The following is a 14,572-nucleotide window of genomic DNA, read 5'->3' on the forward strand; positions in this document are numbered from 1 at the left end:
TGTAAGCGCTACCACTGATTGGGCATGCTGTTGCTTAGCAGCCTGTTAATATTTTGAGTTTATCATACTCTGCCTAAGCGCACTGTCTGCGGTTGCGCTACCCCTCCGTCGTGTTATCATCAGGGCAGACCGGTTACATCCCCCTAACAAGTAAACCTGTCATTTTTCCGCTGCAGGCATGCTGTCGGTAGCGTGAATTATCCAGGGCACGTTAAAAGAGAAACACTATCATGACGGATAAATTGACCTCCCTTCGTCAGTTCACCACTGTCGTAGCTGACACCGGAGATATCGCGGCAATGAAGCTGTACCAGCCGCAGGATGCCACAACTAACCCTTCTCTGATCCTTAACGCCGCACAGATCCCTGAGTATCGCAAACTGATTGACGAGGCTGTGACCTGGGCGAAAGCGCAGAGCAATGACCGTGCGCAGCAGGTTGTGGATGCTACCGATAAACTGGCAGTGAACATCGGTCTGGAAATCCTGAAGCTGGTTCCGGGCCGTATCTCTACCGAAGTGGATGCACGTCTCTCCTACGACACCGAAGCGTCAATCGCGAAAGCAAAACGCCTGATCAAACTGTACAACGACGCGGGCATCAGCAACGACCGTATCCTGATCAAACTGGCGTCGACCTGGCAGGGCATTCGCGCTGCCGAGCAGCTGGAAAAAGAAGGCATCAACTGTAACCTGACCCTGCTGTTCTCCTTCGCGCAGGCGCGTGCATGTGCGGAAGCAGGCGTGTACCTGATCTCTCCGTTCGTGGGCCGTATTCTGGACTGGTACAAAGCCAACACCGACAAGAAAGAGTACGCGGCGTCTGAAGATCCAGGCGTGATTTCCGTGACTGAAATCTACGAATACTACAAACAGCATGGCTATGAGACCGTGGTTATGGGTGCAAGCTTCCGTAACGTGGGCGAAATCATTGAGCTGGCTGGCTGTGACCGTCTGACCATCGCCCCTGCGCTGCTGAAAGAGCTGGCAGAAAGCGAAGGTGCTATCGAGCGTAAGCTGTCTTACACCGGCGAAGTGAAGGCGCGCCCGGAGCGCATCACCGAATCCGAGTTCCTGTGGCAGCACAACCAGGATCCAATGGCTGTAGACAAACTGGCGGACGGTATCCGTAAGTTTGCTATCGACCAGGAAAAACTGGAAAAAATGATCGGCGACCTGCTGTAATCATTCTGCGTGACCGGGCTCCCGGTCACGCGTCTTCTTCTGTCCTCTGTCTGAATTTTCCCTCTGCGTGTATCATTCCCTTTAATCAGTACTTTTTGAATGGAATGGATATGAATACCTTACGCATCGGCTTAGTGTCGATTTCTGACCGCGCCTCCAGCGGCGTTTACCAGGATAAAGGCATCCCTGCTCTGGAAGAGTGGCTGGCAAGCGCGCTGACCACCCCGTTTGAGATCCAGACTCGCCTTATCCCCGACGAACAGCCGATCATTGAGCAGACCCTGTGTGAGCTGGTGGATGAGATGAGCTGTCACCTTGTGCTCACCACGGGTGGAACCGGCCCCGCGCGTCGTGATGTGACGCCGGACGCGACGCTGGCTATCGCCGACCGTGAAATGCCGGGCTTCGGCGAACAGATGCGCCAGATCAGTCTACACTTTGTCCCGACGGCAATCCTTTCCCGTCAGGTGGGGGTGATCCGCAAACAGGCGCTGATACTGAACCTGCCGGGGCAGCCAAAGTCGATCAAAGAGACGCTGGAAGGATTAAAAGCCGAGGACGGTAGCGTCATCGTGCACGGCATATTTGCAAGTGTACCGTATTGTATACAGCTGCTTGACGGGCCGTACGTGGAAACTGACGACAAAGTGGTAGCAGCATTTCGTCCTAAAAGCGCACGCCGCGAGACAATCTCCTGAAATTTACTAAAATGTGACATTAGCGCCAGCTGCAGTAGCGTGTAAATGGATTTACGATATAGTAATTTTTTCTTTACGATTGCTGTAAAAAATAATCCACAACACATGCACAATGGTTCGCTATGTCACATAACACCCGACCTCTGAATCGACAGGACTACAAAACGCTTACGCTCGCCGCCTTAGGTGGCGCGCTGGAGTTTTACGACTTCATCATCTTTGTCTTCTTCGCCGCCGTGGTGGGGGCGCTCTTCTTCCCGGCGGATATTCCGGAATGGCTGCGTCAGGTGCAAACCTTCGGCATCTTTGCTGCCGGGTATCTGGCACGTCCGCTGGGCGGCATCGTCATGGCCCACTTTGGCGATCTTGTCGGGCGTAAGAAGATGTTTACCCTGAGCATCCTGCTGATGGCGGTGCCGACGCTGGTCATCGGCCTGCTGCCCACCTATGCCTCCATGGGCATTCTCGCCCCGCTATTGCTGCTGCTGATGCGCATTCTTCAGGGCGCGGCCATCGGCGGGGAAGTGCCGGGGGCCTGGGTGTTTGTGGCGGAGCACGTTCCTGCCCGCCGCATCGGGATCGCCTGCGGAACGTTAACGGCGGGGCTGACCGTCGGGATCCTGTTGGGGTCGGTGGTGGCGACGATAGTTAACACCAGCATGACGCAGCAGGCCGTGCACGACTGGGGCTGGCGTATTCCGTTCCTGCTGGGCGGGGCGTTTGGCCTGGTGGCAATGTACCTGCGCCGCTGGCTGCAGGAGACGCCGATTTTCCTCGAAATGCAGCAGCGTAAAGCGCTGGCGCAGGAGTTGCCGGTCAAAGCCGTTGTGGTGCGTCATAAAAAAGCGGTGGTGGTGTCGATGCTGCTCACCTGGCTGCTGTCGGCGGGAATCGTGGTGGTAATTTTGATGTCGCCGGTGTGGCTGCAGAAACAGTACGGTTTCGCCCCTGCCGTGACCTTACAGGCAAACAGTATTGCGACAATTATGCTCTGCTTTGGCTGTCTGGCCGCCGGGCTGGCGGCGGATCGTTTCGGTGCCAGCCTGACCTTTATTGTCGGCAGCCTGCTGCTGGCCGCGTCGAGCTGGGCGTTTTACCATCTTGCGGGCAGCCATCCTGAACAGCTGTTCCTGCTGTACGGCGTGGTCGGACTGTGCGTGGGCGTCGTGGGGGCTGTGCCTTACGTCATGGTGCGCGCCTTCCCGCCGGAGGTTCGCTTCACCGGGATATCGTTCTCTTATAACGTCGCGTATGCCATTTTCGGCGGGCTGACGCCGATAGTGGTCACGGTGATGATGGGGGTGTCGCCGATGGCGCCTGCCTGGTATGTACTCGCGCTCTCGCTGATGGGGCTGGGATTAGGGGTTTGGCTTCGTCAGGCGGGGGAATATCGTGCCCGCGAGGCGGGCACGACAGAGGGATCAGTGTTTTTCACCAATAGGTAAAATGGTGCGGTCAAACTGTTCGTTCAGCACTTCACCCATTGCCAGGTAGATAGCGCTTGCGCCGCACACCAGGCCAATCCAGCCTGCTACGTGAACGATGCCTTCGTTATCCGCCAGGTGGCCAATTGCCAGCAGGGCGAACAGTACGGTCAGGCTCAGGAAGACGAACTGCAGCGCGCGGTTGCCTTTCAGGGTGCCGAAGAACATGAACAGGGTAAAGACGCCCCACAGGCCCAGATAGACGCCCAGGAAGTGGGCGTTTGCCGCGTCTGCCAGGCCCATTTTAGGCATCAGCAGGATGGCGACCAGGGTCAGCCAGAACGAGCCGTAAGAGGTGAAGGCGGTTAAGCCGAAGGTGTTGCCTTTCTTATATTCCAGCAGGCCCGCGAAGATTTGCGCGATACCGCCGTAAAAAATGCCCATCGCCAGGATTACGCCGTCCATCGGGAACATCCCGATGTTGTGCAGGTTCAGCAGAATGGTGGTCATGCCAAAACCCATCAGGCCCAGCGGAGCCGGATTAGCCAACTTAGTGTTGCCCATAAGTCCTCAAAAAAAATCATCATTAAAATGGTGAAATGGTTAAACCCGCGTCAATACTCCCTGACGGGGCGCGGCATCATAATGGGCGGCATCGACGCCGTCTATGATCTCATCAGGGTGAAATTAAAATTTTTTTTATGCTTGCCCCTTGATGGATGCCGTCGCGACCCCATCTTGTAGTCAACCGCAGTGTGTGGACCTGAAAAAAAATCAAATCTGGGCAGTTGAAAAAGCACGTTCTGCCCTTATTACAGGTACACAACCACATGTTGACTGAATTTTTAGTGGAGACGTTTAGATGGGTAAAATTATTGGTATCGACCTGGGTACTACCAACTCTTGTGTAGCGATTATGGACGGCACTACTGCACGCGTGCTGGAGAACGCCGAGGGCGATCGCACCACGCCTTCTATCATTGCTTATACCCAGGATGGTGAAACTCTGGTTGGTCAGCCGGCTAAACGTCAGGCAGTGACAAACCCGCAAAACACCCTGTTTGCGATCAAACGCCTGATTGGCCGCCGCTTCCAGGACGAAGAAGTTCAGCGTGACGTTTCTATCATGCCTTACAAAATCATCGCAGCAGATAACGGCGATGCGTGGCTTGATGTGAAAGGCACCAAAACGGCACCACCGCAGATCTCTGCTGAAGTGCTGAAAAAAATGAAGAAAACCGCTGAAGATTACCTGGGTGAGCCGGTAACTGAAGCTGTTATCACCGTTCCTGCTTACTTCAACGATGCTCAGCGTCAGGCAACCAAAGATGCTGGCCGTATCGCAGGTCTGGAAGTAAAACGTATCATCAACGAACCAACCGCGGCTGCACTGGCTTACGGTCTGGATAAAGAAGTCGGCAACCGTACTATCGCGGTTTACGACCTGGGTGGTGGTACCTTCGATATCTCTATTATCGAAATCGACGAAGTTGACGGCGAAAAAACCTTCGAAGTTCTGGCAACCAACGGTGATACCCACCTGGGTGGTGAAGACTTCGATACCCGTCTGATCAACTACCTCGTTGACGAGTTCAAGAAAGATCAGGGCATTGACCTGCGTAACGACCCGCTGGCGATGCAGCGCCTGAAAGAAGCCGCTGAGAAAGCGAAGATCGAACTGTCTTCTGCTCAGCAGACCGATGTGAACCTGCCGTACATCACCGCAGACGCGACCGGTCCTAAACACATGAACATCAAAGTGACCCGTGCGAAACTGGAAAGCCTGGTAGAAGACCTGGTGAACCGTTCTATCGAGCCGCTGAAAGTTGCACTGCAGGATGCTGGCCTGTCTGTATCTGACATACAGGACGTTATCCTGGTGGGTGGTCAGACCCGTATGCCAATGGTTCAGAAGAAAGTGGCTGAATTCTTTGGTAAAGAGCCACGTAAAGACGTGAACCCGGACGAAGCGGTAGCTATCGGTGCGGCGGTTCAGGGTGGTGTATTGACCGGTGAAGTGAAAGACGTACTGCTGCTGGACGTTACCCCGCTGTCTCTGGGTATCGAAACCATGGGCGGTGTGATGACTGCGCTCATCAACAAAAACACCACCATCCCAACCAAGCACAGCCAGGTGTTCTCTACCGCTGAAGACAACCAGTCTGCGGTAACCATCCATGTGCTGCAGGGTGAGCGTAAGCGTGCGTCTGATAACAAGTCTCTGGGTCAGTTTAACCTGGACGGCATCAACCCGGCACCGCGCGGCATGCCGCAAATCGAAGTTACCTTCGACATCGATGCTGACGGTATCCTGCACGTGTCTGCGAAAGACAAAAACAGCGGTAAAGAGCAGAAGATCACCATCAAGGCATCTTCTGGCCTGAATGAAGCGGAAATCGAAAAAATGGTTCGCGATGCCGAAGCTAACGCGGAATCCGACCGTAAGTTCGAAGAGCTGGTTCAGACCCGTAACCAGGGTGACCATCTGCTGCACAGCACCCGTAAGCAGGTTGAAGAAGCGGGCGATAAACTGCCAGCGGAAGACAAAACTGCTATCGAAGCTGCACTGACCGCGCTTGAAACGTCTCTGAAAGGCGAAGACAAAGCGGATATCGAAGCGAAGATGCAGGAGCTGGCACAGGCTTCCCAGAAGCTGATGGAAATCGCTCAGCAGCAGCATGCACAGCAGCAGGCAGGCGCTGACGCTTCTGCGAACAACGCGAAAGACGACGACGTTGTCGACGCTGAGTTCGAAGAAGTTAAAGACAAAAAATAATCGCCCTGATGCAGGGTAATTAATCGGCACGGGCGTAGGAGAACTCTCCACGCCCGTGCTCGCATGTTAAGGGGCTTAAAAAAAACAATGGCAAAGCAAGACTATTACGAGATTTTAGGCGTTCCGAAAACTGCGGAAGAGCGTGAAATCAAAAAGGCGTATAAGCGCCTGGCCATGAAATTCCACCCGGACCGTAACCAGGGTGACAAAGAGGCTGAAGCAAAATTTAAAGAGATCAAAGAAGCCTACGAAGTCCTGACTGATGCACAAAAACGTGCGGCCTATGACCAGTACGGCCACGCGGCCTTTGAACAGGGCGGCATGGGCGGCGGTGGATTCGGTGGCGGCGGCTTTGGCGGCGGTGCGGATTTCAGCGACATCTTTGGCGACGTGTTCGGCGATATCTTCGGCGGCGGTCGTGGTCGTCAGCGCGCAGCGCGCGGCGCAGACCTGCGCTACAACATGGATCTCACTCTTGAAGAGGCCGTTCGTGGCGTCACGAAAGAGATCCGTATCCCGACGCTGGAAGAGTGTGACGTTTGCCACGGCAGCGGCGCGAAAGCGGGTACCCAGCCACAGACCTGTCCAACCTGTCATGGCTCCGGCCAGGTACAGATGCGCCAGGGCTTCTTCGCGGTACAGCAGGCCTGTCCGCACTGTCACGGTCGCGGTACGCTGATTAAAGATCCGTGCACCAAGTGTCACGGCCACGGTCGCGTTGAGAAAACCAAAACCCTGTCCGTTAAGATCCCGGCTGGCGTTGATACGGGCGACCGCATCCGTCTGGCGGGTGAGGGCGAAGCAGGCGAGCACGGCGCGCCGGCAGGCGATCTGTACGTTCAGGTTCAGGTGAAGCAGCACGCCATCTTCGAGCGTGAAGGCAATAACCTGTACTGTGAAGTGCCGATCAACTTCGCGATGGCGGCTCTCGGCGGTGAAATCGAAGTGCCGACGCTGGACGGTCGCGTCAATCTGAAAATCCCTGGTGAAACCCAGACCGGCAAGCTGTTCCGCATGCGCGGCAAAGGCGTGAAATCCGTTCGCGGTGGTGCGCAGGGCGACCTGCTGTGCCGCGTCGTCGTGGAAACGCCGGTTGGCCTGAACGACAAGCAGAAACAGCTGTTGAAAGAGCTTCAGGAGAGCTTTGGCGGCCCAACGGGTGAGAAAAACAGCCCGCGCTCCAAAAGCTTCTTTGATGGCGTCAAAAAATTCTTCGATGATTTGACCCGCTAATTCGTTAGCTGTGTCTAACTTCAAAAAGCCCGGAAGCGATTCCGGGCTTTTTTTCGCAGTTATAGATCGGTAAAACTGAGTCTATACCCAATATTAATCTGTTTTTGCCGAGCTATTTGGCTTGGTATTATGGTTTTATCGAGGTATCGTTGTAAAAGAGAGAACATAAATGAAATTACTACACCGTTTCTTTAGCAGTGAGGCGTCCGGTGGTGTGATCCTGATTATTGCCGCGGCCGCCGCGATGGTGCTGGCTAACCTGGGCATGACCCGCGATCTCTATCACGCATTTCTGGAAACGCCCGTCGAGCTGAAGGTCGGGGCGCTGGAAATTAACAAGAACATGCTGCTGTGGATCAACGATGCGCTAATGGCGGTGTTCTTCCTGCTCGTTGGTCTTGAGGTTAAGCGCGAGCTGGTGCTAGGTTCGCTAGCCAGCCGCCAGCGTGCGGCGTTCCCGGTTATTGCCGCGCTCGGTGGGATGGTCGTTCCAGCGCTGCTCTTCCTCGCATTTACCTGGCAGGATCCTGTCGCGCGTGACGGCTGGGCGATCCCGGCCGCAACGGATATCGCCTTTGCGCTCGGTGTCTTAGCTCTGCTCGGCAGCCGCGTGCCGGTTGCGCTGAAAATCTTCCTGATGGCGCTGGCGATCATTGATGACCTGGGCGCCATTGTGATTATCGCGCTGTTCTACACCAGCGATCTGTCGATCCTGTCCCTGAGCGTGGCCGCCGGGGCGATTGCGGTGTTGGCGGTGCTGAACATCTTCAACGTTCGCCGCATCGGTATCTATATCCTGGTGGGGATGGTGCTGTGGACGGCGGTGCTGAAATCCGGCGTGCACGCCACGCTGGCCGGCGTGATTGTGGGCTTCTTCGTGCCGCTTAAGCCGCAGGACGGTAAGTCACCCGCTAAACAGCTGGAACACGTGCTGCACCCGTGGGTCGCCTTTATGATCCTGCCGCTGTTTGCGTTTGCCAACGCGGGCGTTTCCCTGCAGGGGGTCACGCTGGACGGGCTGACGTCTGTCCTGCCGCTGGGGATTATTGCCGGGCTGTTTATCGGTAAGCCGCTGGGGATCAGCCTCTTCTGCTGGCTGGCGCTGAAGATGAAGCTGGCATCGTTGCCGAACGGTACAACCTTTAGTCAGATCATGGCCGTCGGCATACTGTGCGGTATTGGATTCACCATGTCGATCTTTATCTCGACGCTGGCGTTTGGTGCAAACGCGCCAGAGCTCATCGTCTGGGCGAAACTCGGCATTCTCATTGGGTCATTACTGGCGGCAGTGATTGGGTATACTTTGTTGAAGGTGAAGTTGTCCGGACAGGCCGTCCAGGCATAACGGAACACCGGGAGAAGGTCACTCTTCTCCCGATACACACTCAGGGAGCGAAGACGCGATGCCTCATTTGAATTACAACCATCTTTACTACTTCTGGCACGTTTACAAACAGGGCTCGGTCGTGGGGGCTGCAGAGGCGCTTTACCTGACGCCGCAAACCATCACCGGGCAAATCAAAGCCCTTGAAGAACGGCTGCAGGGTAAGCTCTTCAAGCGCAAGGGCCGTGGGATTGAGCCCAGCGAACTGGGTGAACTGGTTTTCCGCTATGCGGACAAAATGTTTACCCTGAGCCAGGAGATGCTGGATATCGTCAACTACCGCAAAGAGTCGAACCTGCTCTTTGACGTGGGGGTGGCGGATGCACTGTCCAAACGGCTGGTAAGCGGCGTGCTGGATGCCGCCGTGGTAGAGGATGAACAAATCCATCTGCGCTGCTTTGAATCCACCCACGAGATGCTGCTGGAGCAGCTGAGCCAGCACAAGCTGGACATGATTATCTCGGATTGCCCCATCGACTCCACGCAGCAGGAGGGGCTGTTCTCGGTGAAAATTGGCGAATGCGGCGTCAGCTTCTGGTGCATCAATCCACCGCCGGAGAAACCTTTCCCGGCCTGTCTGGAAGAGCGTCGCCTGCTGGTGCCGGGCAGGCGTTCCATGCTCGGACGCAAGCTGCTGAACTGGTTTAATTCGCAGGGGTTGAACGTGGAGATCCTCGGTGAGTTCGACGATGCGGCGCTGATGAAAGCCTTTGGCGAAGCGCATAATGCGATCTTCGTGGCGCCAACGCTCTACGCGCACGATCTCTATTCAGACGATAAGATTACGGAGATTGGCAGAGTAGATAACGTGATGGAGGAGTACCACGCCATATTCGCCGAAAGGATGATTCAACACCCGGCGGTGCAGCGAATCTGCAACCGTGACTACTCGGCGCTGTTTACGCCACCGGCATTCTGAAGACATAAAAAAACCCGCGTTAAGCGGGTTCTTTAAACAAGCAACAACAAGTAGCGATTAAGCCAGTTTGTTGATCTGCGCGGTCAGGTTTGCTTTATGACGCGCTGCTTTGTTTTTGTGGATCAGACCTTTAGCAGCCTGACGATCCACGATTGGTTGCATTTCGTTAAATGCGTTCTGCGCTGCAGCTTTGTCGCCAGCTTCGATTGCTGCGTATACTTTCTTGATGAAAGTACGCATCATAGAGCGACGGCTTGCGTTGTGCTTACGAGCCTTTTCAGACTGAACGGCACGTTTCTTAGCTGATTTGATATTAGCCAAGTCCAACTCCCAAATATGTTCTATGTGGACAATTCAAAGGCCGAGGAATATGCCCTCTTTGCCTTCTTTTGTCAATGGATTTGTGCAAATAAGCGCCGTTAATTAGCGACGCTACGTTACGTAGTGATGGCGCAGGATTCTACCAGCTTGTCTTTCGTGAATACAGCCTTTCGGCGTAAAAATCGCAGTTCACGGGCAGATTTTTTCGCTGTGAAAGGTCAGCCTGATGAAATCATTACGGCTTTCTGTTTTGCGCGAACAATCGCCGGTTAACCTTAACCGCTGTACAAGGTATACTTTGGCGATTTTCACTGTTTTGAGCCAGACATGAAGCTGATACGCGGCATACATAATCTCAGCAGAGCGCCAAACGGGTGCGTGCTGACCATTGGTAATTTCGACGGCGTGCATCGTGGTCATCAGGCGCTGTTGCAGGGATTGCGTAAAGAAGGGGAGGCCCGTGGCCTGCCCGTTGTGGTGATGATTTTCGAGCCACAGCCGCTGGAGCTGTTCGCGGGCGATAAATCTCCCGCTCGCCTCACTCGCCTGCGCGAAAAGTTGCGCTACCTGGCGGAGTCCGGCGTGGACTACGTATTGTGTGTGCGTTTCGATCGCCGCTTTGCCGCACTGACAGCACAAAATTTTGTCAGCGACCTGCTGGTTAAGCGTCTTGGCGTTCAGTTTCTCGCCGTGGGGGATGATTTCCGCTTTGGCGCTGGTCGTCAGGGCGATTTCTTGCTATTACAGAAGGCTGGTCTGGAGTACGGTTTTGACGTCACCAGCGCGATGACCTTCTGTGAAGGCGGCGTGCGCGTCAGCAGCACGGCGGTGCGGCAGGCGCTGGCTAATGATGAACTGGAGACGGCAGAAAATTTGCTGGGCCATCCGTTCACCATCTCTGGCCGCGTGGTTCATGGCGATGCGCTGGGCCGCACGATTGGATTCCCGACGGCGAATATACCGCTGCGTCGTCAGGTTTCCCCGGTTAAAGGGGTCTATGCGGTGGAAGTGGCAGGACTGGGCGATAAGTCGTTTTACGGCGTTGCCAACATTGGCACGCGTCCTACCGTTGCCGGTGTGCGTCAACAGCTAGAAGTGCACCTGCTGGACGTTGTAATGGACCTTTATGGTCGCCATATAGATGTAATACTGCGTAAAAAAATACGCAACGAGCAGCGATTTGCTTCGCTGGATGAACTTAAGGCGCAAATCGCGCGAGATGAATTAACGGCCCGCGAGTTTTTTGGGCTTTAGAACCGGCTTAACTGCCTACGTGATAAATACGGAACCGAGAATCTGATGAGTGACTATAAATCAACCCTGAATTTGCCGGAAACAGGGTTCCCGATGCGCGGCGATCTCGCCAAGCGTGAACCGGGAATGCTGGCGCGTTGGACCGATGATGACCTGTACGGCATCATTCGTGCAGCCAAAAAAGGCAAAAAAACCTTCATTCTGCATGATGGCCCTCCATATGCGAATGGCAGCATTCATATTGGTCACTCCGTAAACAAGATTCTGAAAGATATTATCGTGAAGTCCAAAGGACTCGCGGGATTTGACTCGCCTTACGTGCCGGGCTGGGACTGCCACGGTCTGCCGATCGAGCTGAAAGTGGAGCAAGAGTTTGGCAAGCCAGGTGAGAAGTTCACCGCTGCAGAGTTCCGCGCGAAGTGCCGCGAATACGCGGCCACCCAGGTTGAAGGCCAGCGCGCTGACTTTATCCGTCTGGGCGTGCTGGGCGACTGGTCGCACCCGTACCTGACCATGGACTTCAAAACCGAAGCCAACATCATCCGTGCGCTGGGCAAAATCATCGGTAACGGCCACCTGCATAAAGGCGCAAAGCCTGTGCACTGGTGCGTGGACTGCCGTTCTGCGCTGGCAGAAGCGGAAGTGGAATATTACGACAAAACTTCACCTTCTATCGACGTGGCCTTCGAAGCGGTCGATCAGGATGCCATTAAAGGTAAATTCGGTCTGCCTGGCGTTAGCGGCCCGATCTCTCTGGTGATCTGGACCACTACCCCGTGGACGCTGCCAGCCAACCGTGCAATCTCTCTTTCCGGCGAGTTCGAATATGCGCTGGTGCAGATTGATGGCCGCGCGGTTATCCTGGCGAAAGATCTGGTTGAAAGCGTGCTGAAACGCGCGAATATCACCGACTACACCGTGCTGGGCACCGTAAAAGGCGACGCGCTGGAGCTGATGCGCTTCAAACACCCGTTCCTGGACTTCGACGTTCCGGCGATCCTGGGCGACCACGTCACGCTGGACGCGGGTACCGGTGCGGTACATACCGCCGGTGGCCACGGTCCTGACGACTACAACATCAGCCTGAAATACGGCCTGGAAATTGCCAACCCGGTAGGCCCGGACGGTTCTTACCTGCCTGGCACCTACCCGGCGCTGGACGGTATCAACGTCTTCAAAGCCAACGACATCATCGTTGACATGCTGCGCACCAGCGGCGCGCTGCTGCACGTTGAGAAAATGCAGCACAGCTATCCGTGCTGCTGGCGCCACAAGACGCCGATCATCTTCCGTGCGACCCCGCAGTGGTTCGTCAGCATGGATCAGAAAGGCCTGCGCGAGCAGTCTCTGAAAGAGATCAAAGGCGTGCAGTGGATCCCGGACTGGGGCCAGGCGCGTATCGAATCCATGGTGGCTAACCGTCCTGACTGGTGTATATCTCGTCAGCGTACCTGGGGCGTGCCGATGTCGCTGTTCGTGCATAAAGAGACGCATGAGCTGCACCCGAACACCCTGGAACTGATGGAAGAAGTGGCGAAGCGCGTCGAAGTTGACGGCATTCAGGCGTGGTGGGATCTCGACGCCCGTGACATCCTGGGCGCGGACGCGGACAACTATGAGAAAGTGCCAGACACCCTGGACGTGTGGTTCGACTCCGGGTCGACTCACGCCTCCGTAGTTGACGTGCGTCCGGAGTTTGCCGGTCACGCTGCCGACATGTATTTGGAAGGTTCCGACCAACACCGCGGCTGGTTCATGTCATCCCTGATGATCTCCACCGCGATGAAAGGTAAAGCGCCTTACCGTCAGGTACTGACCCACGGCTTCACCGTGGATGGTCAGGGCCGTAAGATGTCTAAATCTATCGGCAACACCGTTTCGCCGCAGGACGTGATGAACAAGCTGGGCGCGGACATCCTGCGTCTGTGGGTAGCCTCAACCGACTACACTGGCGAAATGGCGGTGTCTGACGAGATCCTGAAGCGTGCTGCCGACAGCTATCGTCGTATCCGTAACACCGCGCGCTTCCTGCTGGCGAACCTGAACGGGTTCGATCCAGTGAAAGACATGGTGAAACCGGAAGAGATGGTCGTGCTGGACCGCTGGGCGGTAGGCTGCGCGAAAGCGGCGCAGGAAGATATCCTGAAAGCCTATGAGTCTTACGACTTCCACGAAGTGGTGCAGCGCCTGATGCGCTTCTGCTCCATCGAGATGGGCTCGTTCTACCTCGACATCATCAAAGATCGCCAGTACACCGCGAAGGCGGACAGCGTGGCTCGCCGTAGCTGCCAGTCCGCGCTGTTCCACATTGCAGAAGCGCTGGTGCGCTGGATGGCGCCGATCATGTCCTTCACCGCGGATGAAATCTGGGGTTATCTGCCGGGCGACCGTGAGAAGTATGTCTTCACCGGCGAGTGGTATGAAGGTCTGTTCGATCTCTCCAGCACCGAAGCAATGAACGATGCCTTCTGGGACGAGCTGCTGAAAGTGCGTGGCGAAGTGAACAAAGTGATCGAGCAGGCGCGTGCGGATAAAAAAGTCGGTGGCTCTCTGGAAGCGGCAGTGACCCTGTACGCCGAACCGGAGCTGGCGGCGAAGCTGACCGCGCTGGGCGATGAATTACGATTTGTCCTGTTGACCTCCGGTGCAAAAGTTGCGGATTATGCCGAGGCTTCTGCTGATGCTCAGCAGAGCGAGTTGCTCAAAGGCCTGAAAGTCGCACTGAGCAAAGCCGAAGGTGAGAAGTGCCCGCGCTGCTGGCATTACACTACCGATATCGGCCAGGTGGCGGAACACGCAGACATCTGCGGACGCTGTGTAAGCAACGTCGCCGGTGACGGCGAAAAACGTAAGTTTGCCTGATGAGTAAAACTCTCTGTTCAACAGGACTGCGCTGGCTGTGGCTGGTTGTGGTGGTGCTGATTATCGATCTGGGCAGCAAGTTCCTGATCCTCCAGAATTTCGCTCTGGGGGAGACGGTTTCGCTGTTCCCGTCGCTTAACCTGCACTATGCGCGCAACTACGGCGCGGCGTTTAGCTTCCTTGCCGACAGCGGTGGCTGGCAGCGCTGGTTCTTCGCGGGTATCGCTCTCGGTATCTGCGTGGTACTGGCTGTGCTGATGTACCGCTCGAAGGCCACGCAAAAGCTGAATAACATCGCCTACGCGCTGATCATTGGCGGCGCGCTGGGCAACCTGTTTGACCGCCTGTGGCACGGCTTTGTGGTCGATATGATCGACTTCTACGTCGGCGACTGGCACTTCGCGACCTTTAACCTGGCCGACACCGCCATCTGCATCGGTGCGGCGTTAATCGTGCTGGAAGGCTTCTTGCCTAAACCCGCAGCGAAAGAGCAGGCGTAATTGTCAATGCCGGGTGA

The 14,572-nt window shown here is 55.6% G+C and carries 12 protein-coding genes and 1 pseudogene; 11 read left to right on the forward strand and 2 right to left on the reverse strand.

Translation table 11 applies throughout. The annotated features are described in order from the left end of the window. Positions 1 to 230: 230 nt before the first annotated feature. The 3 genes from tal to APT89_RS18945 all read left to right on the forward strand — a co-directional run bounded on the left by tal (position 231) and on the right by APT89_RS18945 (position 3,327). Entirely contained in the window at positions 231 to 1,184 is a 954-nt protein-coding gene (gene tal / locus APT89_RS18935; protein WP_003856481.1) for a transaldolase, read from the forward strand. A 110-nt stretch (positions 1,185 to 1,294) separates the two neighbouring features. Next, positions 1,295 to 1,882: a molybdopterin adenylyltransferase gene (gene mog, locus APT89_RS18940; protein WP_041911271.1), complete on the forward strand. Its 588-nt coding sequence runs from the start codon at positions 1,295 to 1,297 to the stop codon at positions 1,880 to 1,882. 122 nt (positions 1,883 to 2,004) lie between these two features. Continuing rightward, positions 2,005 to 3,327 carry an MFS transporter gene (locus tag APT89_RS18945; protein ID WP_060573299.1) on the forward strand — a complete coding sequence of 441 codons (1,323 nt, stop codon included), beginning with the start codon at positions 2,005 to 2,007 and terminating at the stop codon, positions 3,325 to 3,327. On the opposite strand, the gene satP is transcribed toward APT89_RS18945, so the two are convergent. After that, positions 3,304 to 3,870, reverse strand: a complete 567-nt coding sequence (gene satP / locus APT89_RS18950) for an acetate uptake transporter (RefSeq protein ID WP_041911269.1) — start codon at positions 3,868 to 3,870, stop codon at positions 3,304 to 3,306. The genes APT89_RS18945 and satP overlap by 24 nt on opposite strands. Positions 3,871 to 4,168: 298 nt before the next feature. Here satP and dnaK point away from each other — a divergent pair, with 298 nt between their 5' ends. The 4 genes from dnaK to nhaR all read left to right on the forward strand — a co-directional run bounded on the left by dnaK (position 4,169) and on the right by nhaR (position 9,618). Further along, positions 4,169 to 6,082 carry a molecular chaperone DnaK gene (dnaK, locus tag APT89_RS18960; protein ID WP_028015465.1) on the forward strand — a complete coding sequence of 638 codons (1,914 nt, stop codon included), beginning with the start codon at positions 4,169 to 4,171 and terminating at the stop codon, positions 6,080 to 6,082. A gap of 87 nt (positions 6,083 to 6,169) precedes the next feature. Beyond that, positions 6,170 to 7,315 (forward strand): molecular chaperone DnaJ, encoded by a 1,146-nt coding sequence (gene dnaJ / locus APT89_RS18965; RefSeq protein WP_008502040.1) that lies wholly within the window; start codon positions 6,170 to 6,172, stop codon positions 7,313 to 7,315. A gap of 169 nt (positions 7,316 to 7,484) precedes the next feature. Continuing rightward, positions 7,485 to 8,660, forward strand: a complete 1,176-nt coding sequence (gene nhaA / locus APT89_RS18970; protein ID WP_041911268.1) for a Na+/H+ antiporter NhaA — start codon at positions 7,485 to 7,487, stop codon at positions 8,658 to 8,660. A 58-nt stretch (positions 8,661 to 8,718) separates the two neighbouring features. Further along, complete coding sequence (gene nhaR / locus APT89_RS18975; protein WP_028015467.1) at positions 8,719 to 9,618, forward strand: transcriptional activator NhaR; 900 nt, start codon at positions 8,719 to 8,721, stop codon at positions 9,616 to 9,618. Positions 9,619 to 9,675: 57 nt separating this feature from the next. Here nhaR and rpsT read toward each other — a convergent pair whose 3' ends face one another. After that, positions 9,676 to 9,939, reverse strand: a complete 264-nt coding sequence (rpsT, locus tag APT89_RS18980; RefSeq protein WP_003856458.1) for a 30S ribosomal protein S20 — start codon at positions 9,937 to 9,939, stop codon at positions 9,676 to 9,678. A 101-nt stretch (positions 9,940 to 10,040) separates the two neighbouring features. Here rpsT and APT89_RS24670 point away from each other — a divergent pair. The 4 genes and pseudogenes from APT89_RS24670 to lspA all read left to right on the forward strand — a co-directional run bounded on the left by APT89_RS24670 (position 10,041) and on the right by lspA (position 14,555). Beyond that, positions 10,041 to 10,259, forward strand: a pseudogene (locus tag APT89_RS24670) (DUF2575 domain-containing protein). 7 nt (positions 10,260 to 10,266) lie between these two features. Further along, positions 10,267 to 11,193, forward strand: coding sequence for a bifunctional riboflavin kinase/FAD synthetase (gene ribF / locus APT89_RS18985; protein ID WP_047363419.1), 927 nt, complete (start codon positions 10,267 to 10,269; stop codon positions 11,191 to 11,193). A 45-nt stretch (positions 11,194 to 11,238) separates the two neighbouring features. After that, positions 11,239 to 14,055, forward strand: a complete 2,817-nt coding sequence (ileS, locus tag APT89_RS18990) for an isoleucine--tRNA ligase (RefSeq protein ID WP_045631133.1) — start codon at positions 11,239 to 11,241, stop codon at positions 14,053 to 14,055. Beyond that, entirely contained in the window at positions 14,055 to 14,555 is a 501-nt protein-coding gene (gene lspA / locus APT89_RS18995) for a signal peptidase II (protein ID WP_028015470.1), read from the forward strand. The genes ileS and lspA overlap by 1 nt, the downstream gene beginning before the upstream one ends. The last annotated feature ends 17 nt before the right edge of the window (positions 14,556 to 14,572 follow it).

It is taken from the genome of Enterobacter sp. 50588862 (assembly GCF_001462935.1).
Classification (GTDB): Bacteria; Pseudomonadota; Gammaproteobacteria; order Enterobacterales; family Enterobacteriaceae; genus Enterobacter; species Enterobacter bugandensis.